We start from the raw sequence: 25,259 nt of genomic DNA on the forward strand, positions 1-25,259 counted from the left end.
TCCACCCGCACCTGGCTGGAGGAGCATCCCCGCATCCGACACGTCTTCATCCCTGTCGGTGCCTGCTGGCTGAACCTGCAGGAAGGTTGGTGGCGCATCTTCCGTAAAGCTGCCCTCGCAGGCCAGTCCTTCGCCGGACCAGACGAAATCGACCAGGCAACCCGTCTGGCAACGGCCCAGCTCAATGCCCGTGCCAGACCATGGATCTGGGGCAGACCCGCCCCACCAACCCGCCAACTACGACGCCGCTATACGTACATACTTTGAGGAACGTAGCACTAGGACTTCCGACAGCGGGCTACGCGGCAGAAGACGTGGGGCACATTTCTGCTCATCGTGGCCGCAAGGCGGCCTCGGCTACCGCTACAGCTTGCCGCCCTCCCGGACAACGAGCTCTCCGCCGATCGCCGACGAATCCCCATTCCCATGTTCCGTGTCCCTCGTGGCCGAGGACCAGAACCGCGCAGCGTGTGGAGTGCCAGACAAGCGTGATCGCCCCATCAACCAACTCGCGTCTTCGGTAGGTGCACCGACATCGTCACGACGAGCGAGTCTCCGCAGGTCACAGGGGGTACGGCACGTCCAGCCCTTTTGCGGCTCCTGCCAAGGGCTCGAACCTGCGGCCAGTCATGCGTCGCCTCAGCCGCCAGGCTGCTCTATCCGTTGCCGCTGACTGTCGCGCCCCTTGTGTGCACCGTCTGCACAACGGCTTGCGCATGCACGCGGAGCTCCCAGGAAACCGCAGGTAGGACAGGGAAAGTCCGGTAGGGCACACAATGGCCCCGACGAGGGTGTTCGCGCTGGTCAGGGTCGGAAGATAGACGAGTCGGCCTGCGGCGGGGGATGTAGCTGGCTGAATGAGTAGTCCGGATGGGTGCACCGACATGGGGTCGCGTCATTTTCCATCCCCCTTTTTATCCATAGAGGGTGAAGAACTGCAGGCGACCTAGAGGAAACCAGCGATGACACCCACCCCACCCTCACCCACTTCCTTGGGCGATGACCAGAGCCCTGTTGAACCACTTTGGGTTTCCCACGTGGAAGACATCGTGATCGCCGAGCCGTTGGGTGGTGCTGACGAACTCCTTCCATGTTCCGCGGGTTTTCAGCAAGAGCTGAACGGATTGAATCCTCACACCCAGTGGAGTCCAGACGGACGGTCAGGCGATGAGGTCGACGCCACACCGTGCGCCTCAGCCGCTGCTCTGCACTACACCGGTGCTTCGTGGCTGGATGGGGCCGCCACATGACCGGTATCCAATCCACCAGCGATGAGGGAAACGGCGAGGAGATCACCCTTGAGGTGCCGAGTGAGGTGCCAACACTCTCCTTGGACGCTGCCGCCATTTTGCTGGACATCATCGTCACTGCATCCGCCCAGATCCGGCACCGTACGGACGGTGCTCCGGCTGGCGCTCTTACGGAGAGTCACTGTACGACAGGACGTCCGCCCCGCCCTACCACCACCTGTGACGTGCACGCCGGGGCGGACGAGCTGGAAGGACAGAGATGACGGCCTTCGCTTTCGCCGGGCGGTGTTCCACCGAAGACCTGCAGGATCCTGCGGCTTCCCGGGACTGGCAGCTCACCCGCGCCAGAACGCTCATCGAACCGGCCGGCGGCCGCATCGTCGCCGAGTACTTCGATATCGGGCAGAGCCGGTCTCTGCCGTGGTTGCGACGGCCGCGGGCCGCACAGCTGCTCGCGGCCCTGAAGGATCCGGATCGCGGTTTCGATGCGGTCGTCGTCGGTGAGCCGCAACGTGTCTTCTACGACAACCAGTTCAGCCTCACCTTCCCGCTCTTCGTGCACTACGGCGTCGAGTTGTGGGTTCCCGAGGTCGGCGGGCGGGTCGACCCCAACAGTGAAGCTCACGACATGGTGATGTCCGTCTTCGGCGGCATGAGCAAGGGCGAACGCAATCGCATCAAGATCCGCGTCCGGGCAGCCATAACGTCCCAGGCTCAGCTCGAAGGCCGCTTCCTCGGCGGCCGACCGCCCTACGGCTACCGAATCACGGACGCCGGGCCTCACCCCAATCCGGCCAAAGCGGCCGACGGCAAGCGGCTCCACCGGCTTGACGTGGATCTCGTCGCCGCCCCGATCGTCCAACGCATCTTCAGGGAATATCTCGACGGGCGCGGCTTCTACGCCATCGCCGAAGGGCTTACCGCTGACGGGATCCCGTGCCCGTCTGCCCACGACCCACGGCGCAATCCGCACCGGGAGGGCATCGCCTGGTCCAAGGGAGCCGTCCGCGCCATTTTGAACAACCCGCGCTATACCGGCCACCAGGTATGGAACAGACAGCGCAAGCAGGAAGTCCTCCTGGACGTCGACGACGTCGCACTCGGCTACGAGACCCGGATGCGGTGGAACGGCGCCGACGCATGGATCTGGTCCAAGGAGATCGTCCACCCGCCGATCATCGACCTCACCGACTTCCACCGCGCCCAGGAAAAGATGGGAACGCGCGGCGCCGGCCCCGTCACCAAGGAACGCCGAGGTCGCTGCCACGACTACCAGCTACAGGGGCTCGTCCACTGCAGCCTCTGCCAGCGCGTGATGGGCACACAGTGGTCACACCAGACGGCCTACTACCGGTGCCGCTTCACCAACGAGTACGCCCTCGCCAACAAGATCACTCATCCCCGCAACGTCCTGTTCCGCGAGCGCGACCTCGTACCGCAGCTCGACCAGTGGATCTCCCTGCAATTCGCCCCCGGCCACAAGGCAGCCACCATCGACCGGATGTACCAGGCCCAGCTCGTACGCGCGCAGACGGCCGACTCCTCGGCAGAGACTGCCGCCATCGTCCGTGACTGCGACACCAAGCTCGCCCGGTACCGGGCGCTGATCGACTCCGGCGCCGCCGGCTCAGAGACCGTCGCCCAGTGGATCACGGAGACCGAAACCCGCCGCGCCGCCGCAGCGGCCCAGATGCAGAGCCGCAGGCCCACTCTGCTTTCCCGAGCCCGGATCGCCGAGCTTGTCGAAGCAGCCAGCTACACAGCAGACGTTCTCCGCACTACCCCGGGAGGGAAGAAGAACCGGTTGTACCGGGCGCTCGGGCTGCGTATGACATACCAGCCCGCGAAACGCGTCATGCGGGTCGGGATTACTCCCGACCCGCATGACGTTGGCCAGTGGTCAGTGTCCGAGGGGGGACTTGAACCCCCACGCCCGATAAAGGGCACTAGCACCTCAAGCTAGCGCGTCTGCCATTCCGCCACCCGGACTTAGGTGATCTTCGCGGGGCACTCCCCGCGGCGACATGGACAACAATACCAAGGTTTCGGAGTGCCTTTCACCTGCGTATCCACGCTGGACATAAGTTCCGCTTATGGGTTGTTGCGGGTGATTCGCGGGGCGGCGGGCGCGCCGGAGGTCGGATGGTCGGGCGCTCACGACTTACCCCTTCCCTCACCCCTTCCCCTTCCCCTCCTCCGGCCCTTGCCGGTCTCGCCAGGCGACGGGGCGTGCGCGCAGGCGCCCGGATGGCGTGATCGGCGTTGGTTGCCCGCGCTTCCTCTGGACAACGGGCGGGTGGTGAGGGATAACGGTTCATACAGTATTCGTCGACTGACGACTGTATACAGTCCAGGAGAGGAGAGGCCGGCCGCCTGTCCGACTGCCCACGGCTTCTGGGCCGGGGAGCAGGCAGCCGGCAGCTCCCCGGGGCCTCCGCTCGCGGCAGAGCGACAGCACCCAGAAGGGAAGCGATGCACATGCCCGGAGATGGACGAGAGATCGAGAAGACCCGGAAGACCCGTGGGACTCAGGACAGCCGACGCGACCGACACCTGCAGAAGGTCCGAGGGGCCAAGGACGCCCCCCGCCTCGTCTCCGGTGGGCACCTGGTGGCTCGGGCGCTCAAGAGTGAAGGGGTGGAGGTGGTCTACACGCTGTGCGGGGGGCACATCGTCGATATCTATGACGGGTGTGTGGATGAGGGAATCGCGGTGGTGGATGTGCGGCATGAGCAGGTGGCTGCGCATGCCGCGGACGGGTATGCGCGGCTGACGGGACGGCCGGGGTGTGCGGTGGTGACCGCAGGGCCCGGGACGACGGACGCGGTCACCGGCGTCGCCAATGCGTTGCGGGCCGAGTCGCCGATGTTGTTGATCGGGGGCCAAGGGGCGCGCAGTCAGCACAGGATGGGGTCGCTGCAGGACCTGCCGCACGTCGAGATGATGACGCCGATCACCAAGTTCGCGGCCACCGTGCCGGACACCGCGCGGGTCGCGGACATGGTCTCGATGGCGTTCCGGGAGTGCTTCCACGGTGCGCCGGGGCCGTCGTTCCTGGAGATTCCGCGTGATGTGCTGGACGCCAGGGTGCCGGCCGACACGGCGCGGGTCCCGCGGGCCGGGCACTACCGGGCCTCGACCCGTTCGGCCGGCGATCCCGAGGACGTACAGCGGCTGGCCGATCTGCTGGTCCGGGCGGAGAAGCCGGCGGTCCTGCTGGGCAGCCAGGTCTGGACGACGCGCGGGACGGCGGCCGCGGTGGAGCTGGTGCGCGCGCTGAACATCCCGGCGTACATGAACGGGGCCGGGCGCGGGACGCTGCCGCCCGGCGATCCGCACCACCTCCAGCTGTCCCGGCGGTATGCGTTCGCCAACGCCGATGTCCTCGTGATCGTGGGGACGCCGTTCGACTTCCGGATGGGGTACGGCAAGCGGTTGTCGGCCGAGGCGACGGTGGTCCAGATCGATCTGGACTACCGGACGGTGGGCCGGAACCGGGATGTCGATCTGGGGATCGTGGGGGATGCGGGCCTGGTGCTCAAGGCGGTCGCGGAGGCCGCGTCCGGGCGGATCGACGGCGGTGCCGCCCGGCGCAAGGAGTGGCTGGACGAGCTGCGGGCCGTGGAGCAGGACGCGGTGGACAAGCGGTTGCCGCAGTTGCGGTCGGACGCCTCGCCCATCCACCCGTATCGGCTGGTGAGTGAGATCAATGACTTTCTGACCGAGGATTCCATCTTTGTGGGGGATGGTGGGGACGTCGTCACCTTCTCCGGTCAGGTGGTGCAGCCGCGGTCGCCCGGTCACTGGATGGATCCCGGACCGCTCGGCACGCTCGGCGTCGGCATCCCCTTCGTGCTCGCCGCCAAGCAGGCCCGGCCGGAGAAGGAGGTGGTCGCGCTCTTCGGGGACGGTGCGTTCAGTCTGACGGGGTGGGACTTCGAGACGCTGGTCCGCTACGACCTGCCGTTCGTCGGCATCGTCGGCAACAACTCCTCGATGAACCAGATCCGTTACGGCCAGCGGGCCAAGTACGGCGCGGAGCGGGAGCGGGTCGGCAACACCCTCGGTGACGTGCCCTACGACAAGTTCGCGCAGATCCTGGGCGGCTACGGCGAGGAGGTGCGGGATCCGGCAGACATCGGGCCCGCGCTGCGGCGGGCGCGGGAGTCCGGGAAGCCCTCGCTGATCAATGTGTGGATCGATCCGGACGCCTACGCCCCCGGAACGATGAACCAGACCATGTACAAGTAGGGAGCGGGAGGAGTCCGTCGTGTCGAAGGCGCTTGAAGGTGTGCGCGTGCTGGATATGACGCACGTTCAGTCCGGGCCCTCCGCAACGCAGTTGCTTGCCTGGCTGGGTGCCGACGTGGTCAAGGTGGAGGCGGTGACGGGCGACATCACGCGCCGTCAGTTGCGGGACGTTCCGGACGCCGACTCGCTCTACTTCACGATGCTCAACTGCAACAAGCGCAGCGTCACTCTCAACGCCAAGACGCCGCGGGGGGAGGAGTTGTTGGCGCGGCTCATCGCCCGTAGCGACGTGTTGGTGGAGAACTTCGGGCCGGGGGCGGTCGACCGGATGGGGTTCACGTGGGAGCGCATCCAGGAGATCAATCCGCGGATCGTCTACGCCAGCATCAAGGGCTTCGGGGAGGGCCCGTACACCGGGTTCAAGGCGTACGAGGTGGTGGCGCAGGCGATGGGCGGGGCGATGGCCACCACCGGGTTCGAGGACGGGCCGCCGCTGGCGACCGGCGCGCAGATCGGCGACTCGGGCACGGGGGTGCACTGCGTCGCAGGCATCCTCGCCGCGCTCTTCCAGCGCACCCGGACCGGCCGCGGCCAGCGGGTCAACGTCGCCATGCAGCACGCGGTGCTCAACCTGTGCCGGGTCAAGCTGCGGGACCAACAGCGGCTGGCCCACGGCCCGTTGGCGGAGTATCCGAACGAGGACTTCGGTGACGAGGTGCCGCGCAGCGGCAACGCCAGCGGCGGCGGGCAGCCGGGGTGGGCGGTGCGGTGTGCACCCGGCGGGCCCAACGACTACGTCTATGTGATCGTGCAGCCGGTCGGCTGGCGGCCGCTCACCGAGCTGATCGGACGGCCGGAGCTGGCCGTGGACCCGGACTGGGCGACGCCGGAGGCCCGGCTGCCCAAGCTGTCGAAGATGTTCCGGTTCATCGAGGAGTGGAGCAGCACGCTGCCCAAGTGGGAGGTGCTGGCGCGGCTGACCGCGCACGACATCCCGTGCGGGCCGATCCTGTCGACCAAGGAGATCATCGAGGACCCGTCGCTGGCTGCCAACGGGATGGTGGTCGAGGTCGAGCATCCGCAGCGCGGCACCTTCACCACGGTCGGCTCGCCGCTGAAGCTCTCCGACTCCCCCGTCGAGATCCGTCGCTCGCCGCTGCTGGGCGAGCACAACGCCGAGGTGTACGGCACGGAGCTGGGACTGGACGAGGCGGAGCTGCGGCTACTGCAGGCGGAGGGGGTAATCTGATGGCCAGTCAATTTTAGCTGAGCTTTCGTCAAACGACGGCTGTGCAGGGCGCGTTGGCCGAGGTGTGTGCAGGCAGGGGCGGGTCGTGCTCACCGCGCCCGAGGGCCGGGTGATCGCGGCGGCGTATGGGATTCCGGTGCCTGCGGCAGGCGGGGGTGATCCGGGCGCCGGGCCTCGCCGACCTGCTGGAGTACGCCCGGGCGCTGCCGGTGTTGCCCTGAGGCCGGTCTCCGGACAGGCAGTTCTCTGGACAGACTGTTCTCCGGACAGACTGTTCTCCGGACAGGCCGGTCTCCGGACAGGCAGTTCTCCGGACGGCAGTTCTCCGGGCGCGACGACGGGAGCAGGTAGCGGGCGCGCCCGCTCCGACCGGGTTCTTGCGATTCCGAGGATTCCAAGAGTTCCAAGGTGAGGGGTATGGACCGCAGCGGGCGGGACGGCACGGAAACAGCGGGCACGACATTTCAGGAAATCGTCGACGAGAAGGGTCGGGTTTACCGGGTCGGCGAAAGCGACCGGGAACTGCTCGGCGGCCGCTCGCGGAAACTGATGGTGTATCTGCCGTGGGTCGCGATGATGGCCATCAGTGTCTCCGAATTCGCCTACGGATCGGCCGAGGGCACGCTGTCGCACGCACACCACTGGACGCAGGGCGACAGCTTCTGGATTCTGAGCGTCTGGGTGTTCTGCCAGGCCGGAATCGCCTTTCCCGCGGGGTGGTTGCGGGAGCGCGGCATGCTGACCGCGCGGCGGGCGATGTTCGCCGGGGCGGTGCTGACCTTGCTGGGTTTCGTCGCCCTGGCGCATTTCCATCATGTCCTGGCGGCGATCTGCGGTTTCGGGGTCGTCGGCGGGATCGGCTCCGGACTGGTCTATGCCACTTGCATCAACATGGTGGGCAAATGGTTTCCGGAGCGGCGCGGCGCGAGGACCGGATTCGTCAACGGCGGCTTCGCCTACGGCGCGCTGCCGTTCATCTTCGTCTTCAACTACGCCTTCGACGGCGGTGATTTCAAGGAGGTCCTGGACGGCATCGGGCTGTATGTGCTGATCGTGGTGGCGGGCTGTGCCTGGTTCTTCACGGATCCGCCGAAGAACTGGTGGCCCGCCGAGGTCGATCCGCTGCGCACCGGCGGGCGGCCGAACTCCGGGGGACAGCCGGGCGCGAGCGAAAGTCCGGGCAAGGGGGCCCTTCCGCATTCCGACGAGAAAGGGAAAAGCGTGGCGTTGCTGGCGAGGAATCCGCCGGCGGTGCGGCAGTTCACGCCCAAGGAGGCGGTCCGCAGCGGCATGCTCCCGCTGATGTGGGTGTGCGTGGTGCTGACCGCCGGCGTCTCGATCTTCGGGATCTCGTTCCAGGTGGACTTCGCCAAGGACGTGGGGTTCGGCCCGCTGGTGGCGGCCTCGTCGATGGGGGTGATGTCGGTGGTCAACGGCGTCGGACGGGCCGTGGTCGGCTGGCTGTCGGATCTGTGGGGCCGGAAGAACACCCTGGTCTTCGTGATCGTGGTGCTGGGGCTGGCGCAGTTCGGGGTGCTGTGGGCCGGGGACCTGCGCAGCCAGTGGCTGTTCCTGTTCTTCGCCTTCCTGTCCGGTTTCGGCGGCGGGGCGTTCTATCCGCTGTTCGCGGCCCTCACCCCCGACTACTTCGGCGAGAACTACAACGCCACCAACTACGGCCTGGTCTACAGCGGCAAGCTCGTCAGCGGCCTGTTCGGCGGCGGACTGGGCTCGACGGTGGTCGGCGCCTGGGGCTACAACGGCGCATATCTGCTGGCCGGCGGCGTGTCCCTGGTGGCGGCGGCGTTCACTTTGCTGCTGCACCAGCCGGGCCGGAGGCGCTTACGGGAGGTGCCGTCCGACCCCCGCCCCGTCAGCCGGGAAATGATCTGAGCGATACGACACGTTCGGGTGCATTCCGCACCAGTGGGGACCGGTGCCGTGTCCTGGGGGCGACGGGGCCGTTTGGGTGTGTGCCGACGGAGACGTGCCGCGGGCGGCAGAGCGCTCGCGGGACGTCCGTCGAGCCGGCGGTAGACGCCGCTTGTTTTCCGAAGCAGAAAGGGACTGTCCACCATGACGTATTCCAAGGCCGCTGCGGTTGTTGCCGGCGCGGTAATGGCCCTGGGCGTCGCCGCCCCCGCGTTCGCCGACGGCCACCGGGGGGTCGCGGCAGACGCGAAGAACCTGATCGACAGCAGCCCGATCGCCAAGAACGTCGTCAAGAAGCCCCCGGTGAACGTCGGTGCGGTCGTCAACGCCGTCGCCAAGACCGCGGACCGGCTGAAGTCGCCGCAGGGCGCCACCAAGTCCGCGCTCGGCAAGTCCTCGCTCGGCAAGGGTGCCCACTCGCACCACTGACGGCGGCCCCGCCGCACGGCCGCCGCACGGCGGTCCGAGAACGTCATACGAGACGCCCCGTCCCTGCTGTGGCAGGAGCGGGGCGTCTTTCCATGAGTGGTGGCGGACCACTTCGCCGCCCCTGCGATGACGCCCCGGCGATCTCCGGCCGTGAGGTGAGGATGCCGGCCTCACGGCCGGCCCCGCAGGCTTGCTCACGCCGGTTTCAGGGCTTTCTGCGAGATCGAGAACACCACGTATTCCGCGGGGCGGGAGGGGCTCGATGGACACCCGACAAAAGCGGTGCGGAAAAGGTCGGGTGGTCGGGGCCGGTGCCCGTGCACGATGACGGCATGGATGACACGACCTTGGTATCCCGCTTCCTCCGCGACGGCTTCGTGAAGTTGCAGGGCGCCGTCGCACCACGCGTGGCCACGGACTGCGCGCGGCTGCTGTGGCGAGAGACGGGCTGCGACCCGGACGATCCGGCAACGTGGACGCAGCCCGTGCACTGGGTGGCGGGCATGGCACAGGGGCCGTTCGCCGCCGCGCCCAACTCTCCCTCCCTGCATCACGCGTACGACCTGCTGGTCGGCGCCGGACGCTGGGAGCCGCGCTACTCGCTGGGCACGTTCCCGCTGCGCTTCCCGCACGCGGAGGAGCCGGACGACGCGGGCTGGCACGTCGAGGGGAGCTATCTGCCGGAGGGCGAGAGCTGGTACTTCACCAACCTGCGCTCCCGGGGCCGGGCGTTGCTGATGCTGTTCCTGTTCAGCGAGGTCGGTGAGGAGGACGCCCCGACCCGGATCCGGGTCGGCTCACACCTCGACGTGCCGAAGGTGCTGGAGAAGTACGGGGAGAACGGGGCGAGCGGGCTGGACCTCGCGCCCGATCTGGTGGCGGCGTCCGACCACCGGCCGCTCGCCCTCGCCACCGGGTCACCGGGCGACGTCTTCCTCTGTCACCCGTTCCTGGTGCACGCGGCGCAACCGCACCATGGGGCGCGGCCGCGCTTCATGGCCCAGCCGCCGCTGATGCCGGCCGCGCCGTACGAACTGGAGCGGGCCGACGGCGCGTACTCACCCGTGGAGATCGCGATCCGCCAGGGCCTGGGGCAGGACACCACCCCGGTCACCGGCCTGCGCCGAGAAGCACTCTGCACTGCGGGAGATCATGTGTGACGAGTGTCCTGAGCGGCGGAGCCGGACTCCTTCTCGCCGGCATCGTCACCTGGTCCGCCCGCTGATCCGTCCGAAGCGCCCTGGCTCGGGCCTGGACCTGCGGCACCCGACCGGAGCGGGCACAGGATGCCGGGTGCGGCAGGATTGCTCCTTCCTGACGCCGGTGATCGAAAGGGAAGGGGGCCGGGGTTGCTGGATCGGCTGAACCAGGCCATGGAGCACATCGAGGGTCACCTCGACCAGCACATCGACGTGTCCGCGCTGGCCCGGATCACGGTCACGTCGGAGTACCACTTCCGGCGGCTGTTCTCGTCACTGGCGGGGATGCCGCTGTCGGAGTACGTCCGGCGCCGGCGGCTCACCGTGGCGGGGGCCGAAGTGCTGGCCGGGGAACCGACCTTGCTGGAGATCGCGCTCCGGTACGGCTACACCTCGGGGGAGGCGTTCGCCCGGGCGTTCCGCGCCCTGCACGGTGTCGGCCCCGGCGAGGCCAGGCGTACCGGCGCGGCTCTCAACTCGCAACCCCGACTGTCCTTCCGCCTCACCATCGAAGGGAACAGCACCATGCGGTACCGCATCGTGGAGAAGGAAGCGTTCCGGGTCGTCGGCAAGAAGGCCCGCGTCCCGCTGATCTACCGGGGCATCAACCCGCACATCGCCAAGCACATCCAGAGCATCTCGCCGGAGACGATGCGGCGTATCGCCGCCCTCTCGGACCAGGACCCGCAGGGCGTGGTGTCGGCGACCGTGCGCCTGTCGGACGGCTTCGAGGAGGGCAGCGAACTCGACTACTACCACGCCGTGGTGACCACTGCCGCCGAGTTGCCGGAGGACCTCGACGTGCTGGACTGCCCGGCGGGCACCTGGGCCGTGTTCGAGAACACCGGGCCGTTCCCGCAGGCGCTGCAGCAGATGTGGGGTGACGTGGCCGCCCAGTGGATCCCGTCCAACCCGTACGAGTACCGTCCGGGGCCGGAGATCCTGCGCACCCGCCCGTCGCAGTCCGACCCGGCGCAGTCCGACGCACAGCTGTGGATCCCGGTGACCCGCACCAGGGTCTGAGCCGGGCGCCAGGTGACGTCAGGTGGTGTCATTCCCACGGGGCACACCCCGGACTGGTGAGGACCAGGCAGGCCCCGTTGATGCCGAGCTGCGGCACGGCTGGCCGCCCACATCATGGCGAGCCTCTCCTCGTGGCCACCGGGCGAGGCCCAGGACGTCGCCCGCCACCTGCGCCGCTTCGCGCTCGACGGCCCGTTCACCTGACGCGCGGACGAACAGTTCCCGAATGATCAGCCGCCGGCCGGCTTGGCCCCCTCGGGCTCTCCTCCGCCGTTCGTCCCCGCCCGGTCCGCGATGGCGCGGTGGTGGCGGACGACTTCGCCGATGATGAAGTTGAGGAACTTCTCCGCGAACGCCGGGTCCAGGCGGGCGTCTTCGGCCAGGCGGCGCAGGCGGTCGATCTGGGCGGCCTCGCGGGCCGGGTCGGCGGGCGGCAGGCTGTGCCGGGCCTTGAGTTCGCCGACCTGCTGGGTGCACTTGAACCGCTCGGCGAGCAGGTGCACCAGCGCGGCATCGAGATTGTCGATGCTGCTGCGCAGGTAGAGCAGCCGCTCGCGGGCCGCCTCGTCGGCGACGGAGGACGCGTCGCCGGCCGCCGGTGCTGTCCCTTCGCTCATGTACGTCTCGCCGTTCTGGTCGGGTTCAAGAGGGTTCGTCCGTGATCAGGTGGTGCGTGATCGCCTGCACCCTACCCGGCGGCGGGCCGGTCACCGCCGCTGGTCTCGCGGATCGGACGGGGTGCGGGCGGACAGGGGTCAGGATCGGCCATCGGCGCCCGCGCCCCGGCGTCAGGCGTCCTCGCCGGCGTGTGCGTGGTACGTGCGCCGGGTGTGCTCGGTGTGGGTGCGCATGACGGTGGCGGCGCGGGTCTCGTCGCCGTCGGCGATCGCCGTGATCAGTTCGCGGTGCTCGGCCCAGGACCGCTTGCCGCGCCTGCGGGCGACGGGGGTGTAGTACCAGCGCACCCGCCGCCCGACCTGCGCGGCCAGCTCGGCGAGGACGGCGTTGCCGGCCAGCTCGGTGACCTTGGCGTGAAAGGCGGCGTTGAGCGCCACCGCGGTCTCCACGTCGTCGTCCTGGACCGCGCGTTCGCCCTGGTCGCAGAGGCGCTTCAGCTCGGCGACGCCGGCCGGGTCGGGGTGCGCCGCGGCGAGCCGGGCGGCCTCGGCCTCCAGCAGCGTGCGCACCGTCAGCAGCTGGTCGGCCTCCTCCTCGGTGGGCTCGTGGACGAAGGCGCCCTGGGCTGGGCGGAGGTCGACCCAGCCGTCGGTGTTGAGTCGCTGGAGGGCCTCGCGGACCGGCTGGCGGGAGACGCCGAGGTGGCCCGCCAGCTCGCTCTCGACGAGGTGCTGGCCGGGGCGGAGGGTGCGGGTGGTGATCAGTTCGAGCAGCGCCTCGTAGACGCGCTCGCGCAACGGGCCGGGGCGTTCGAGCTTGGGCACGGCGCCCTGCGGCAAGCCTCTGGACAGCATCGCGGCCCCCTCCTCAATTGGCTATCGTCTACAGTCTACCGAGCACCTCCGCTCCCCCACAGGCCGCCGCGACGATCCGCGGCCGCCGGGGCACCGGCAGCGCCGAACGACCGCCCGTACCGGACAATGGACGGGCCATCACCGCAGACAGAACCGGGGCTGATCAGACATGGGACGGGTCACCGAGCGACGCCGCGTCATCCGGATCCGCGACGGCGCCGTGAGCAGCCGGCCGGACACCCTGGTCGCCGAGGAGCCGCTGGAGATCCGACTGAACGGCAAGCCGCTGGCGATCACCATGCGCACCCCTGGCGACGACTTCGCACTGGCGGCGGGCTTCCTCGTCAGCGAGGGCGTCCTGGCGAGCGCGGAGGAGCTGGCGAACATCGTCTACTGCGCGGGGGCGACAGCGGACGGGGGCAACACGTACAACGTCGTGGACGTGCGGCTGGCGGACGGGGTCGCCGTCCCGGACCTGACGCTGGAGCGCAACTTCTACACCACCTCGTCCTGCGGGCTGTGCGGCAAGGCGAGCCTGGACGCGGTGCGGACCACCGCCCGCTGGCCGCTGGACACCGCTGCCGATCCCGCGCTCCGGATATCCCCGGAGACGCTGGCCGCCCTCCCCGACCGGCTGCGGTCCGCCCAGCGGGTCTTCGACCGGACCGGCGGTCTGCACGCGGCGGCGCTCTTCTCGGCGGACGGCGAACTGCTCGACGTCCGCGAGGACGTGGGGCGGCACAACGCCGTGGACAAGATCGTCGGGCGGGCGCTGCAGAGCGGCCGGCTGCCGCTGTCGTCCGCGGTGCTGATGGTCTCCGGACGGGCCTCGTTCGAGCTGGCGCAGAAGGCCGTGATGGCCGGCATCCCGGTGCTGGCCGCGGTCTCCGCACCGTCCTCGTTGGCCGTCGATCTCGCCGCCGAGACGGGGCTGACGCTGGTCGGCTTTCTGCGCGGGCGGTCGATGAACGTCTACGCGGGCGCACACCGGCTCGCGCTGGATGCGGCGGCCGCCGCGGGCTGAGGCCCGCTTCTCACCTCGCCGGCGCCGCGGTGCGGGTCACTCGGCCGGCGCCACGATCCGGGTCAGCAGCGCGATCAGTTGCGCGCGCTCCTCGTCGCTGAGGGCGGCGGTCAGCTCGGCGTTGGCGGCGTCGCCGAGCCGCTCGGTGCGGCGCAGTCGCCGCTTGCCGTCGGCCGAGATCCCGATGGCGTTCTTCCGTCGGTCCTTCGGGTCGGGGGTGCGGCTGACCAGGCCGTCCTTCTGGAGGTCGTTGACGATCGCGACGATGTCCTTGGGGTCGATGCCGACGGTCCGGCCGAGCTCCGCCTGGGAGACCGGGCCGAGTTCGGCGACGGCACTGAGCACGGCGTGGTGCGTCATCCGCATGCCCTCGGTGGCGAGGGCCTCGGCGACGAGGCGGTGGCCGCGGGCTGCGGCGCGGCCCAGCAGCCAGCTGGGGAGGGCGCGGATGCGGCTGGGGGCGTAGGGGGTGTCGGGCATGGGAGCACGGTACCCGGAAAGCCGTGGGGGCACCCAACGTAGGAGACCCCAACGAAAACCATTGGCAGCCCCAATGGTTTCTGGTTATCGTTGGGCTACCCAATGACACCGGCCGCGCCCCGCGGCCCGTTCCCGCGGAGGTGACGGCCCATGCGCCGCGTCCGATTCCACGCCTACGGCGGTCCCGAGGTCCTGCGCCTGGAGGAGGCCGAGGACCCGGCGCCCGGCCCGGGCGAACTCCTCGTCCGCACCGAGGCGATCGGGGTCAGCCTGCCGTCGGTGCGCCGGGTGCGCGGCGACGGCAAGGGCGGCGGCGACCCTCTGCCCGGCGTCCTCGGCGGCGAGATCGCGGGCGAGGTGATCGCCCTGGGCCCGGACGTCACCGACTTCGCGGTCGGCGACCGGGTCACCTCGATCACCTTCACCGGCTCCTACTGCGAACTCGCCCTCGCCCCCGCCTCCCTGGCGAGCCGCATCCCCGACGGGGCGAGCGCGGTGGAGGCGGTGGCGCTGGTACGCGGCGGGCATGTCGCGCTGGCCGCGCTGAGCACCGCGGCGCCGGCCGGCGGCGAGTCGGTGCTGATCACCGGCGCGGCCAGCGGCACCGGGCACCTCGCCGTCCAGCTCGCCAAGCTCCAGGGCGTACCACGGGTGGTGGCCGCGGTCGGTTCACCGGCCAAGGCGGAGTTCCTCTACGGGCTGGGGGCCGACGAGGTGGTGACCTACGACCAGGAGTCCTGGGGCGAGCCGGTGGACATCGTGCTGGACGGGGTCGGCGGGGAGCTGCTGCCGCGTGCCCTGGCCGCCGTCGCGCCCGGCGGGCGGCTGGTCTTCTTCAACTCCGGCGGCGGCACGGTCCCGGCGTACGAGCTGCTGGCCGGCTCGAAGACCCTCACCGGCCTGACCATGCGGCGCTTCGCCACCGTCCACCGGGAGCGGTACGCGCGGCACCGGGAGCAGCTGTGGGAGCTGGCCGGAACCGGCCGGCTGCGGGCCGCGGTCCACGCCGAACTGCCGCTGGCCGACGCGGCGAAGGCGCACGAGATCATCGAGGCGCGGGCCAATCTCGGCAAGGTGGTGCTGCGGCCGTGAGGCGCCGCGCCCCATCAGCGCCGCCCCGCCCCACTGGTCCCCGGTGGCGCACACGGCGCAGTGCGTCCGGCCCGGGAGAGTGAATTCCGGGCCGGGCGCGGAGAACCGACGCAGGCTCCTTGTCGCCCCTCCCCCACGGCAGTAGCTTCCGTCACATCTGCACAGAGGACGTTGGATGTCCTGATGACCCGACCCGATGCCTCGAAGGGCAGGCCGGACCATGACGTCAGATCTCCGCGCGCACCCCCGCCCCCGCCGCGGCCCCCGGCATCACCGTCTCCCGGCCGCCGCCGTCGCACTGACCGCCATTGCGCTCGCCGTGCTGGCGACCGCCCCGGCGCGGGCCGCCACCGACGTCCCCTCAGGCGACTTCGACCAGCAGGTCCTTTTCAAGGCGGCCTACGAGAAGGGCTACTTCTGCTTCCGTATACCCGCCATCGTGCGGACTGTCCGCGGCACCCTGCTCGCCTTCGCCGAGGGCCGGGTGCACGACTGCGGGGACGCCGGGGACATCGACCTCGTCCTCCGGCGCTCCACCGACGGCGGCCGGACCTGGGGTCCCCTCCAGGTGGTCAACCACGGCGACGGGGACACCCACGGCAACCCGGCGCCCCTGGTGGACCGCCGTACCGGCCGGATCCTGCTCGCCGAGACCTACAACAAGGGCCGTGCCGACGGCCTCAGTTGCGACGTCCCCTGCGACCGCACCCCGCACCTCCAGTACAGCGACGACGACGGCACCACCTGGTCCGCGCCCCGCGACCTGACCCGCAGCCTCCGCCCCCGGCGGTGGAACTCCTGGTACGCCACCGGGCCGGTGCACGGCATCCAGCTCACCCGCGGACGGCACGCGGGGCGGCTGGTCTTCGGCGTCAACGCCGAGAGCTACGCGGGCAACCGCATCACCGCCAACCACGCCGCCCTCGTCCACAGCGACGACGGCGGCACCACCTGGAAGGTGGGCGCCGTCGATTCCTGGCCGGTCGCAGCGGACGGCACCTTCCGCCAGAAGCCGTCCGAGATGACCCTGCTGGAGCGCTCCGACGGCTCGGTCTACGTCAACGGCCGCGAGCAGGACGGCACCGACCTCGGCAACCGCACCGCCGCGGTCAGCCGGGACGGCGGCGACTCCTTCACCGCCCCGTTCCACAGCATCCCCGACCTCTACGCCCCGATGGTGCAGGCGTCCGCGCTGCGACTGCCGCACTCGTCCACCGGCGGCGGCAGCCGCACCCTGCTCGCCGCGCCCGCCGATCCGGACCGCCGCCGCACCATGACCATCCGCTCCTCGTACGACGAGGGCCGCACCTGGGAGGGCGTGGACCGCGGCGCGCGGGTCACCACCGACTGGTCCGGCTACTCCGACCTGGTCGCCGTCTCCCCCACCGTTACCGGCCTGCTCTACGAGGGCGGGGCCGCGGACGCCCGGGAGGAGATCCGCTTCGCCCGCTTCACCGAGCGGTGGCTCGGCCCGCGCCGCGGCCCGGACCCGACCACCCCGGACCGGGCCCACGGCGCCCGGCCGGCCCTGGTCCTCGGTGGCGCCCGGCTCACCGACGGCCCGTTCGGGCGCGCCCTGTCCTTCGACGGCACCGACGACGCGGTGCGCCTCCCCTACCGCGACTCGCTCCCGCTGGGCAGCCGGGACTTCACCTGCTCGCTGTGGTTCCGCTACCGCGCCACCCGCGGCGAGCAGCCACTGCTGTGGATGGGCGGGGTGGGCGGCACCTCCCCGCAGGTCGCGCTCGAGGGCGACCCGGCACACGGCCGGATCACCGCGCACCTCACCGCCGTCGACGGCGCCCAACTCCCCGCCACCGCCCAGGTCGCGACCCGCGGCGCCTTCGACGACGGCGACTGGCACCATCTCGCGCTGCGGCGCGCCGACGGGCGGCTGCTGCTGACCGTCGACGGCACCGCGACCGCCTCCGCCGCCGGCGTCCCCGGATCGGTCAGCCGCACCTCGGTGTTCGGCGTCCACCTGGGCCAGCGGCCGGACGGCCGGGCGCAGTTCACCGGCGACCTGGCCCAGGTCCGCGTCTACCGCCGGGTCCTCACCGACGCCGAACTCTCCGGCGTGCGCGCACGCAACGCCTCAGTGGCCGGCCCGCTGGTGCTCGGGCTCCCGCTGGACCGGGTGGACGGCGGCCGCTGACCGCTCCCGGCCGGGTCCGTCGCCGCCGGGCCCGGCCGCCGGCTCCTGCTCGGCGGCCGCCCGCGCCGCGTACCGCTTGGCGAGCACCGCGCACACCATCAACTGCATCTGGTGGAAGAGCATCAGCGGCAGCACCGCCAGCCCGGCCTGGGCGCCGAAGAGCACGCTGGCCATCGGGAGCCCGGCCGCCAGACTCTTCTTCGAACCGGCGAAGGTGATCGCGATCCGGTCGGCGCGCCGGAAGCCGAGCTTCCGCGCGCCGTACGACGTGAGCGTCAGCATCGTCGCCAGCAGCACCGCCTCCACGCCCAGCAGGCACAGCAGCCGCAGCGGGGAGACCTGGTGCCAGATGCCCTGCACCATGCCGGCGCTGAACGCGGCGTACACCACCAGCAGGATCGAGCCACGGTCGACATAGCCGAGGACCTTCTTGTGCCGCGTGAGGAAGCCGGCCACCCAGCGCCGCAGGAGTTGCCCGGCGAGGAACGGGAGCAGCAGCTGGCCGACGATCGAGACCAGGGAGTGCACGGAGAAGCCAGCGCCGCCGCCCCCCAGCACCAGGCTCGCCAGCAGCGGGGTGAGGACGATCCCCACGATGCTGGAGAACGAGCCGGCGCAGATCGCCGCCGCCACGTTGCCGCGGGCGATGGAGGTGAACGCGATGGAGGACTGGACCGTCGAGGGCACCAGGCACAGGAACAGCAGACCGGTGTACAGGGCGGGCGGCAGCACATAGGGCACCAGGGCGCGGGCGGCCAGCCCGAGCACCGGGAAGACCAGGAACGTGCAGGCCAGAGTGGTCAGATGGAGGCGCCAGTGGCGCAGCCCGTCCATCGCCTCCTGGGTGGAGAGCCGGGCCCCGTAGAGGAAGAAGAGCAGGGCGACGGCTCCGGTGGAGGCGCCGTCCGCGACGCCGGCGGCGGCGCCGCGGGCGGGCAGCAGGGCGGCCAGCCCGACCGTGCCGAGCAGGGCGAGGAGGTAACCGTCCACGGGGATCCAGGAGGGCAGGCGGAACACAGGGCGGCGCATGGTCTCTCTTCGGTTCGACGGCTCGCGGACGGCGGCATGGACGGTGCCCCGTCCACCCTGCCTCCTCGGTCGGCGATCGGGAACCCCTCTCACCATGGTGACTGCCATCATGAATCACGATGACAGTGCCGTGAGCAGGAGGTGTCCGTGTTCGAGCCCGTGCAGCTGCGTACCTTTCTCGCGGTGGCGCAGACGCTGAGTTTCACGCAGGCCGCGCACCGGCTGGGGCTGCGCCAGTCCACGGTGAGCCAGCATGTGCGGAAGCTGGAGGAGGCCGCGGGGCGGCGGCTGTTCGTCCGGGACACCCATGCCGTGGACCTCACCGAGGACGGCGAGGCGATGCTGGGGTTCGCGCGCACCATCCTGGAGGCCAACGAGCGGGCGACGAGCTTCTTCGCCGGGACCCGGCTGCGCGGGCGGCTGCGGTTCGGGGCGTCCGAGGACTTCGTGCTGACCCGGATGCCGGAGGTGCTGGAGGGGTTCCGGCGGGACCATCCGGAGGTCGATCTGGAGCTGACCGTGGAACTGTCCGGCACCCTGCACGAGCTGCTGGCGGCCGGCCGGCTCGATCTCGTACTGGCCAAGCGGCGGCCGGAGGGCCCGCAGGGGCGGCTGGTGTGGCGGGACCGGCTGGTGTGGGTGGGCGGTGAGCGGCTGCGGCTGGATCCGCGGCGGCCGGTGCCGCTGGTGGTGTTCCCGCCGCCGGCGGTGACCCGGGCGCGGGCCCTGGAGGCGCTGGAGGGGCAGGGCCGGGAGTGGCGGATCGCCTGCACCAGCGGGAGCCTGAACGGCCTGATCGCGGCGACCCGGGCGGGGCTGGGCGTGATGGCGCACACGCGCGGGATGATCCCGCCGGGGCTGGTGCGGATACCGTCCCGGGCCGGGCTGCCGGAGCTGGGCGGGGTGGACTTCGTGCTGCTGTCCGGCGAGCGGGTGGGGGCGGCGCGCGGTCCGGCGGAGGCGCTGGCCGAGGCGATCCTGGCGGGCGGCGACCGGCTGCACCTCCCGTAGGCGGCCCGGCGCTCTGACGCCCTGACAGATGCAGAGATTTGGTGCAGATCCGGTCCCGGCCCGGTGTTCGTCCGGCTACGTACCGACTGGACAATGTCCAGCGTTACCCCAAGTAACCCGATTTCCCGGCCTGGCCGGTTACGGCGGGCTCTTCCGCGCGGCGTGCTAACGCACTCCCCCCGGCCGTTCCCGTGAGGTACGGTCGCGGCCTTGTGAGAAGCACCACGAGGAGCTGGGTCATTGCGCGAGTTCACCGTCCCTCCTTTGGCGACCGCGCCCCGGGTCGGCGGGCTGGCCGACTCGGTGTACGACAACGCGGAATCCGATCCCGGACGGACCGCGCTGGCGCGTAAGGACGCCGCCGGGCAGTGGCGGGACATCACCGCCGAGCAGTTCCGCAACGAGGTCATCGGGCTCGCCAAGGGCCTGCTCGCCCAGGGCGTCCGGTTCGGCGACCGGGTCGGCATCATGTCCCGCACCCGCTACGAGTGGACCCTCTTCGACTATGCGCTGTGGTCGATCGGCGCCCAGTCCGTGCCGCTGTACCCCACCTCGTCGGCGGAGCAGGTCTTCTGGATGCTGCACGACGCCGACGTCTCGGCCTGCCTGGTGGAGCACGAGGACCACGCGATGACCATCGGCTCGGTCGTCGGCCGGCTCCCCCAGCTGCGGAAGCTGTGGCAGCTGGACGCCGACCCGGTGGCCGAGCTGACCGCGGCCGGCGCGCACCTCGACGACGAGGTGGTGCACCGGCACCGGATGGCCGTCACCCCGGAGGCCGTCGCGACGGTCATCTACACCTCCGGCACCACCGGCCGCCCCAAGGGCTGTGTGATCAGCCACGCCAACTTCATGGCCGAGGCCGACAACATCGTGCTGCGGTACGACAAGGTCTTCCACTCCAAGCCCGGCGACGAGGCGGCGACCCTGCTCTTCCTGCCGCTGGCGCACGTCTTCGGCCGGATGGTGCAGGTCGCGGCGATCCGCGGCCGGGTCAAGCTCGGCCACCAGCCCGAGCTCTCGGCCCGCGCCCTGCTCCCGGACCTCCAGACGTTGCGCCCCACGTTCATCCTGGCGGTGCCCTACATATTCGAGAAGGTCTTCGCCGCCGCCCGGCGGCGGGCGGAGTCCGAGGGCAGGGTGGGACCGTTCGACAAGGCCGTCGACATCGCGGTCCGCTACGCGGAGGGGATGGAGCACAAGGCGTTCGGCACCGGATCCGGCCCCGGCGCCTCGCTGCGGATGCAGCACCAGCTCTTCGACAAGCTGGTCTACAGCAAGGTCCGCGAGGCGCTGGGCGGCCGGGTGCGGCACGCGATGTCCGGCGGCTCGGCCATGGAACGCCGGCTCGGGCTGTTCTTCGCCGGCGCCGGCGTCCGGATCTTCGAGGGCTACGGCCTGACGGAGAGCACCGCGGCGGCCACCGCCAACCCGCCGGAGCGGACCCGCTTCGGCACCGTCGGCACACCGGTCCCCGGCACCACCGTCCACATCGCCGAGGACGGCGAGGTCTGGCTGCACGGGGGCCAGATCTTCCAGGGCTACCACAAGAACCCCAAGTCGACCGACGCGGTACTGCACGACGGCTGGTTCGCCACCGGGGACCTGGGCGCCCTGGACGAGGACGGCTATCTGACGATCACCGGCCGGAAGAAGGAAATCCTGGTCACCTCGGGCGGCAAGTCGGTCTCGCCGGTGCCGCTGGAGGAACGGGTGCGGGCGCATCCGCTCGTCGCCCAGTGCATCGTCGTCGGCAACGACCGCCCGTTCATCGCGGCGCTGGTCACGCTGGACCCGGAGGCGGTCGCGCACTGGCTGACGATGCGCGGCAAGCCGGAGATGCCACCGCGCGACCTGGTGCGCGACCCCGATCTGGAGACCGAGGTCCGGCGTGCCGTGGTCGCCGCCAACACGCTGGTCTCGCAGGCCGAGTCGATCCGCACCTTCCGGATACTGGCCAACCAGTTCACCGAGGAGCACGGCTTGCTGACGCCGTCGCTGAAGCTCAAGCGCAAGGCGATCGAGACGGCGTACGCGGCGGAGGTGGACGCGTTGTACCGGGGGTGAGGGACCCGGGTGGAATTCACCGGGGTGCGCGGGAATGTCCGGAGAAGGATGATCGTTGACATCGCAGTACAACGAAAGCCGACGTAAGGATCGACCCCCCGTGAGCACGGTTCCGTCCATCACGCTCAACAACAACGTCGCGATGCCCCAGCTCGGCTACGGCGTCTGGCAAATCCCCGATGAGGAGGCGTTCACCGCCGTCGGCCACGCTCTCGAAGCCGGTTACCGCAGCATCGACACCGCGGCGATCTACGGCAACGAAGAAGGCACCGGCAAGGCCCTCGCCGCCTCCGGCATCGCCCGCGAGGAACTCTTCGTCACCACCAAGCTCTGGAACTCCGAGCAGGGCTACGACTCCACCCTCCGCGCGTTCGACGCCTCGCTCGCCAAGCTGGGCCTGGAGTACGTCGACCTGTACCTCATCCACTGGCCGCTGCCCTCCCACGACACCTACGTGGACACGTACAAGGCGTTCGAGAAGATCTACTCCGAGGGCCGCGCCAAGGCCATCGGCGTCTCCAACTTCCTCCCCGCCCACCTGGAGCGGCTGCTCGGCGAGACCTCCGTCGTCCCGGCGGTCAACCAGATCGAGCTGCACCCGCACCTCCAGCAGGCCGAGTCCCGCGCCTTCCACGCCCGGCACGGCATCGCGACCGAAGCCTGGTCGCCGCTGGGCCAGGGCAAGGACCTGCTGACGGACCCGACGATCGCCAAGATCGCCGAGAAGCACGGCAAGACCCCGGCCCAGATCGTCCTGCGCTGGCACCTCCAGCTCGGCAATGTCGTCATTCCGAAGTCCGCCACTCCGTCGCGGATCCGGGAGAACTTCGACGTCTTCGGCTTCGAGCTGGACGGCGACGACCTGAGCGCGATCGCGGCCCTGGACACGGGCACGCGCCTGGGGCCGGACCCGGCCACGTTCGACATGGCCTGAGGGCTCGGTCGAGGGGCCTGAGCACTCCCTCCAGAGGGCCTGGCGCCGTCCGTCCCGTCGGGGCGGGCGGCGCCAAGCCAGGTATCGGGATGTCTGCCGGCGAGGAGGCCGCGCGGTGCGTTCCGCCGGGCGGAGCGGCCGTCCGCGGTCCCGAGTGGCGGGGTCGGCGGGCGGCGGCAAATGTGGAGAGGGGACGGCCGCAGCGGCGCCGACCGCACGGACGGTGACCGCTGGGCAGCTACCACTCCGCTCCGAGGAGGCACCGATGACCGACGCCACCACTCCCTACCCGCCCGGGACGCCCTGCTGGGTCGATCTCGCGGCCCCCGACCAGAAGGCCGCCATCGACTTCTACGCCGGCCTCCTCGGCTGGTCCGGTGAGGTCGGCCCCCCGGAGACGGGCGGTTACGCGGTCTGCCAGCTGAACGGGAAGCCCGTCGCCGGCATCATGGCCGCGGTCGCCATGGGCGACCAGCCCGCCCCGCCGACCGTCTGGACCACCTATCTGGCCAGCGCCGACGCGGAGGCCAGTCAGCGGGCGGTGGAGTCCGCCGGCGGCACCGTGCTGATGCCCGTGATGGACGTGATGTCCCTGGGCCGGATGTTCATCGCCGCCGACCCGACCGGGGCGGTCTTCGGTGTCTGGCAGCCGGTCGACTTCCCCGGCGCCGGAGTCGTGAACGAGACCGGCGCGCTGATCTGGAACGAGCTGAACACCACCGACCGGTCCGCGGCCGCCGCCTTCTACCGGGCGGCCTTCGGCATCGAGCCGACGACGATGGAAGGCATGGAGCACTACTACACGCTCCAGGTGGACGGCCGTCCCGTGGGCGGTATGCAGCCGATGCCGGAGCACCTGCCGACCGACACACCGTCGCACTGGCTGACGTACTTCGCGGTGGCGGACACCGATGCGGCGGTCGCCAAGGTCAGTGCGGCCGGCGGCGGCACGGTCCTGGAACCGTTCGACATGATCGCCGGCCGGATGGCCGTGGTGACCGACCCCCAGGGCGCGGTCTTCGCGATGATCCACCCGAAGCCGATGGGGTGAGGGACGGCGGCGGGGGCCGCTCCGAGGATGACGCCGGGGCCGTTCGTGGGCGTCGAGGGCGCTGCGTCGGCCGGCGCTGATGCGCCAACTCCCCTGCCGCGAGGTGGCGTACGGCATAACATCCGGACAGACGGGCACGCATGCGGAAGGCCGGGGGGCGGCGATGTCGGGGCGGGTCAGGCGCTGGATGGTGGCCGGGTGGGCGGTGCTGGTGGTGGGCGGCGGCGTGGGGACGCTGGTGCTCGATGAGCCGGCGGACGGTTCCGGCAGGTGGGCGTGGGTGCCGTGGACGCCCACCGCACGACCGGGCGGCGGCGATCCGGAAAGGTCGTCCGGTCACTGCCCGCCGGTGTCCACCACCCCCACCCCGCTCATCCCGCCGACGGCGACGCCGACCGCGATCCCGTCGGTGCGTCGTTCCGTGGTCTGTGTCGAGTCCGCCCGGCGCGAGTGAGCGCGTGGCCGGCGGCTCGGCGACGCCGCGTGGGGGCACCTCCCAGCGTTAGCTGGGGGAGCGCCGTGCCAGACGCCGCGGGGCAGGCGGGACTTCGGACTCACTCATCTACGGCTGCTCCGGTGCGCGGGCGGTGTGGACGGTCTGTGCGGAGAGCAGGAAGACGTCCGGGCGGCGGGTGATGCCGGCGGGGTCGTGGGGGTCGATGAGGCGGGTGAGGGTGCTGACGTCGTCGGCGTCCAGTTGGTCGGCGTAGTGCTCCACGGCCCGGGTGAGATGGGCCTGGAGGTAGCGGCGGGCGTCGTCGTGGAGCGGGGCCGGCAGGTCCAGCAGGAAGCTTCGGGTCAGCGGGGTGCGCAGGCCGGCGTTGGCCAGGAAGGCGGGCCAGTCCTCCAGGGTGTCGGTGGCGTCGGGCAGGGCGGCCCGCATCGCGGTGAACCAGTCCTCGGCGGCCGCGTCCAGCCGGGCCTGGAGTCCCGGGCGGCCGATGCCGATGTCGCGGGGCAGAAAGCGCGGGGCGAGGCCGCCCTCGGCGATCGCGAGCAGTCCGCCGGGGCGCAGATGGGCGGCGAGGGCGGCCACCGCGCCGCGCTGGTCCCCGACGTGGTGCAGTGCCTTGCTCGACCAGATGAGATCGGCGCCGCCGAGCGCGTCCAGGCCGTGCGGGACCTCGGCGCAGTGGGTGTGGATCCGGTCGGCGAGGCCGAGCCGCGCGGCGCGGGCCCGCGCCCGGTCCAGCAGCGCCTCGGTGGCGTCCACCGCGCACACCTCGGCGTCCGGGAACGCCCGCGCCAGCAGGCAGCTGACGACGCCGGGGCCGCTGCCGACGTCCAGGACGCGCCGGACGGCCACCGGCCGGAGCGGCGGGCCGGGCGCGGCGGGCCCTGCGTCGGGGCCGTCGGCGGCGAGCAGTGCGCGGAGCCAGGCGGCGGCCTGTTCGAGGAGCGGGGTCTGGATCTCGGCGCCGCGTTCTAGGAGCGGGCCGAGGACCTCCCAGTCGACGGCGGCGCCGTCCTGGTCGGCGCCGCCGTGCGGCAGGTGCCCGGGTGCGGGTCGGTCGTCACTGCTCATGGCATCGAGCCTCCGATACGGGATGGGCTCCGGCAATCGGCCGGGCCGGTCCTGCGGTCCTTCCGCGGCCCCTGGTTCCGGCCGTG

Annotated in this window: 19 protein-coding genes, 1 tRNA gene and 2 pseudogenes; 16 read left to right on the forward strand and 6 right to left on the reverse strand. The window is 70.9% G+C overall.

Annotation, left to right across the window (positions count from 1 at the left end; genetic code table 11):
• Both B073_RS47590 and B073_RS49245 read left to right on the forward strand, forming a co-directional pair.
• Nucleotides 1-267, forward strand: a pseudogene (locus tag B073_RS47590) (IS630 family transposase); the annotation flags it as partial.
• 1,242 nt (nucleotides 268-1,509) lie between these two features.
• Nucleotides 1,510-2,412: pseudogene (locus tag B073_RS49245) on the forward strand (recombinase family protein); the annotation flags it as partial.
• A 742-nt stretch (nucleotides 2,413-3,154) separates the two neighbouring features.
• Here the strand turns inward: B073_RS49245 and B073_RS0107255 are convergent.
• Nucleotides 3,155-3,239: transfer RNA gene (locus B073_RS0107255), tRNA-Leu, on the reverse strand.
• 489 nt (nucleotides 3,240-3,728) lie between these two features.
• On the opposite strand from B073_RS0107255, the gene B073_RS0107260 reads away from it, so the two are divergent.
• The 6 genes from B073_RS0107260 (at nucleotide 3,729) to B073_RS0107290 (ending at nucleotide 11,333) form a co-directional block, all read left to right on the forward strand.
• Entirely contained in the window at nucleotides 3,729-5,501 is a 1,773-nt protein-coding gene (locus B073_RS0107260) for a thiamine pyrophosphate-binding protein (protein ID WP_234025017.1), read from the forward strand.
• 19 nt (nucleotides 5,502-5,520) lie between these two features.
• Nucleotides 5,521-6,750: a formyl-CoA transferase gene (frc, locus tag B073_RS0107265; protein ID WP_026247156.1), complete on the forward strand. Its 1,230-nt coding sequence runs from the start codon at nucleotides 5,521-5,523 to the stop codon at nucleotides 6,748-6,750.
• 417 nt (nucleotides 6,751-7,167) lie between these two features.
• Entirely contained in the window at nucleotides 7,168-8,643 is a 1,476-nt protein-coding gene (locus B073_RS0107275; protein ID WP_018537418.1) for an OFA family MFS transporter, read from the forward strand.
• A gap of 183 nt (nucleotides 8,644-8,826) precedes the next feature.
• A complete protein-coding gene (locus B073_RS0107280) occupies nucleotides 8,827-9,111 on the forward strand; it encodes a hypothetical protein (protein WP_106731788.1) in 285 nt (94 codons plus the stop codon).
• 332 nt (nucleotides 9,112-9,443) lie between these two features.
• On the forward strand, nucleotides 9,444-10,271 hold the full coding sequence (locus tag B073_RS39375; protein WP_051093947.1) for a phytanoyl-CoA dioxygenase family protein: 828 nt from the start codon (nucleotides 9,444-9,446) through the stop codon (nucleotides 10,269-10,271).
• A 189-nt stretch (nucleotides 10,272-10,460) separates the two neighbouring features.
• Nucleotides 10,461-11,333 (forward strand): AraC family transcriptional regulator, encoded by an 873-nt coding sequence (locus B073_RS0107290; RefSeq protein ID WP_018537421.1) that lies wholly within the window; start codon nucleotides 10,461-10,463, stop codon nucleotides 11,331-11,333.
• A gap of 230 nt (nucleotides 11,334-11,563) precedes the next feature.
• Here B073_RS0107290 and B073_RS39380 read toward each other — a convergent pair whose 3' ends face one another.
• Together B073_RS39380 and B073_RS0107305 are read right to left on the reverse strand one after the other, a co-directional pair.
• The gene (locus tag B073_RS39380) at nucleotides 11,564-11,950 is read right to left on the reverse strand and encodes a chorismate mutase (RefSeq protein ID WP_018537423.1); all 387 of its coding nucleotides are present in this window, start codon (nucleotides 11,948-11,950) and stop codon (nucleotides 11,564-11,566) included.
• A gap of 171 nt (nucleotides 11,951-12,121) precedes the next feature.
• Entirely contained in the window at nucleotides 12,122-12,805 is a 684-nt protein-coding gene (locus tag B073_RS0107305) for a GntR family transcriptional regulator (RefSeq protein WP_018537424.1), read from the reverse strand.
• A 169-nt stretch (nucleotides 12,806-12,974) separates the two neighbouring features.
• Between B073_RS0107305 and fdhD the strand changes: the two genes are divergently transcribed.
• Nucleotides 12,975-13,829, forward strand: coding sequence for a formate dehydrogenase accessory sulfurtransferase FdhD (fdhD, locus tag B073_RS0107310; protein ID WP_018537425.1), 855 nt, complete (start codon nucleotides 12,975-12,977; stop codon nucleotides 13,827-13,829).
• Nucleotides 13,830-13,865: 36 nt separating this feature from the next.
• Here fdhD and B073_RS0107315 read toward each other — a convergent pair whose 3' ends face one another.
• Nucleotides 13,866-14,309: a MarR family winged helix-turn-helix transcriptional regulator gene (locus B073_RS0107315; RefSeq protein WP_018537426.1), complete on the reverse strand. Its 444-nt coding sequence runs from the start codon at nucleotides 14,307-14,309 to the stop codon at nucleotides 13,866-13,868.
• Nucleotides 14,310-14,459: 150 nt separating this feature from the next.
• Between B073_RS0107315 and B073_RS0107320 the strand changes: the two genes are divergently transcribed.
• A complete protein-coding gene (locus B073_RS0107320; RefSeq protein WP_018537427.1) occupies nucleotides 14,460-15,401 on the forward strand; it encodes a quinone oxidoreductase family protein in 942 nt (313 codons plus the stop codon).
• A gap of 220 nt (nucleotides 15,402-15,621) precedes the next feature.
• Nucleotides 15,622-17,556 carry a sialidase family protein gene (locus B073_RS0107325; RefSeq protein ID WP_018537428.1) on the forward strand — a complete coding sequence of 645 codons (1,935 nt, stop codon included), beginning with the start codon at nucleotides 15,622-15,624 and terminating at the stop codon, nucleotides 17,554-17,556.
• On the opposite strand, the gene B073_RS0107330 is transcribed toward B073_RS0107325, so the two are convergent.
• Nucleotides 17,497-18,585, reverse strand: a complete 1,089-nt coding sequence (locus tag B073_RS0107330) for a bile acid:sodium symporter family protein (protein WP_018537429.1) — start codon at nucleotides 18,583-18,585, stop codon at nucleotides 17,497-17,499. The genes B073_RS0107325 and B073_RS0107330 overlap by 60 nt on opposite strands.
• Before the next feature lie 147 nt (nucleotides 18,586-18,732).
• On the opposite strand from B073_RS0107330, the gene B073_RS0107335 reads away from it, so the two are divergent.
• The 5 genes from B073_RS0107335 (at nucleotide 18,733) to B073_RS0107355 (ending at nucleotide 24,102) form a co-directional block, all read left to right on the forward strand.
• Complete coding sequence (locus B073_RS0107335) at nucleotides 18,733-19,596, forward strand: LysR family transcriptional regulator (RefSeq protein ID WP_018537430.1); 864 nt, start codon at nucleotides 18,733-18,735, stop codon at nucleotides 19,594-19,596.
• Between the two features lie 240 nt (nucleotides 19,597-19,836).
• Entirely contained in the window at nucleotides 19,837-21,663 is a 1,827-nt protein-coding gene (locus B073_RS0107340) for an AMP-dependent synthetase/ligase (protein ID WP_199788114.1), read from the forward strand.
• 100 nt (nucleotides 21,664-21,763) lie between these two features.
• Complete coding sequence (locus tag B073_RS0107345; RefSeq protein ID WP_018537432.1) at nucleotides 21,764-22,597, forward strand: aldo/keto reductase; 834 nt, start codon at nucleotides 21,764-21,766, stop codon at nucleotides 22,595-22,597.
• A 265-nt stretch (nucleotides 22,598-22,862) separates the two neighbouring features.
• On the forward strand, nucleotides 22,863-23,648 hold the full coding sequence (locus B073_RS0107350; RefSeq protein WP_018537433.1) for a VOC family protein: 786 nt from the start codon (nucleotides 22,863-22,865) through the stop codon (nucleotides 23,646-23,648).
• Nucleotides 23,649-23,811: 163 nt separating this feature from the next.
• Entirely contained in the window at nucleotides 23,812-24,102 is a 291-nt protein-coding gene (locus B073_RS0107355) for a hypothetical protein (protein WP_018537434.1), read from the forward strand.
• Between the two features lie 108 nt (nucleotides 24,103-24,210).
• Here the strand turns inward: B073_RS0107355 and B073_RS0107360 are convergent, their stop codons facing one another.
• On the reverse strand, nucleotides 24,211-25,173 hold the full coding sequence (locus B073_RS0107360; protein ID WP_018537435.1) for a class I SAM-dependent methyltransferase: 963 nt from the start codon (nucleotides 25,171-25,173) through the stop codon (nucleotides 24,211-24,213).
• Nucleotides 25,174-25,259: the final 86 nt, after the last annotated feature.

The sequence above is a fragment of the Streptomyces sp. MspMP-M5 genome (assembly GCF_000373585.1).
In the GTDB taxonomy this organism is placed as follows: Bacteria; Actinomycetota; Actinomycetes; order Streptomycetales; family Streptomycetaceae; genus Streptomyces.

What these genes read in the sequence shown, in the direction of transcription:
- B073_RS0107260 (WP_234025017.1), top strand. Translation starts at nt 3,729, where the DNA reads ATGCCCGGAGATGGACGAGAGATCGAGAAGACCCGGAAGACCCGTGGG.
- B073_RS0107275 (WP_018537418.1), top strand. Translation starts at nt 7,168, where the DNA reads ATGGACCGCAGCGGGCGGGACGGCACGGAAACAGCGGGCACGACATTT.
- B073_RS0107280 (WP_106731788.1), top strand. Translation starts at nt 8,827, where the DNA reads ATGACGTATTCCAAGGCCGCTGCGGTTGTTGCCGGCGCGGTAATGGCC.
- B073_RS39375 (WP_051093947.1), top strand. Translation starts at nt 9,444, where the DNA reads ATGGATGACACGACCTTGGTATCCCGCTTCCTCCGCGACGGCTTCGTG.
- B073_RS39380 (WP_018537423.1), bottom strand. Translation starts at nt 11,950, where the DNA reads ATGAGCGAAGGGACAGCACCGGCGGCCGGCGACGCGTCCTCCGTCGCC.
- B073_RS0107305 (WP_018537424.1), bottom strand. Translation starts at nt 12,805, where the DNA reads ATGCTGTCCAGAGGCTTGCCGCAGGGCGCCGTGCCCAAGCTCGAACGC.
- fdhD (WP_018537425.1), top strand. Translation starts at nt 12,975, where the DNA reads ATGGGACGGGTCACCGAGCGACGCCGCGTCATCCGGATCCGCGACGGC.
- B073_RS0107315 (WP_018537426.1), bottom strand. Translation starts at nt 14,309, where the DNA reads ATGCCCGACACCCCCTACGCCCCCAGCCGCATCCGCGCCCTCCCCAGC.
- B073_RS0107320 (WP_018537427.1), top strand. Translation starts at nt 14,460, where the DNA reads ATGCGCCGCGTCCGATTCCACGCCTACGGCGGTCCCGAGGTCCTGCGC.
- B073_RS0107325 (WP_018537428.1), top strand. Translation starts at nt 15,622, where the DNA reads ATGACGTCAGATCTCCGCGCGCACCCCCGCCCCCGCCGCGGCCCCCGG.
- B073_RS0107330 (WP_018537429.1), bottom strand. Translation starts at nt 18,585, where the DNA reads ATGCGCCGCCCTGTGTTCCGCCTGCCCTCCTGGATCCCCGTGGACGGT.
- B073_RS0107350 (WP_018537433.1), top strand. Translation starts at nt 22,863, where the DNA reads ATGACCGACGCCACCACTCCCTACCCGCCCGGGACGCCCTGCTGGGTC.
- B073_RS0107355 (WP_018537434.1), top strand. Translation starts at nt 23,812, where the DNA reads ATGTCGGGGCGGGTCAGGCGCTGGATGGTGGCCGGGTGGGCGGTGCTG.
- B073_RS0107360 (WP_018537435.1), bottom strand. Translation starts at nt 25,173, where the DNA reads ATGAGCAGTGACGACCGACCCGCACCCGGGCACCTGCCGCACGGCGGC.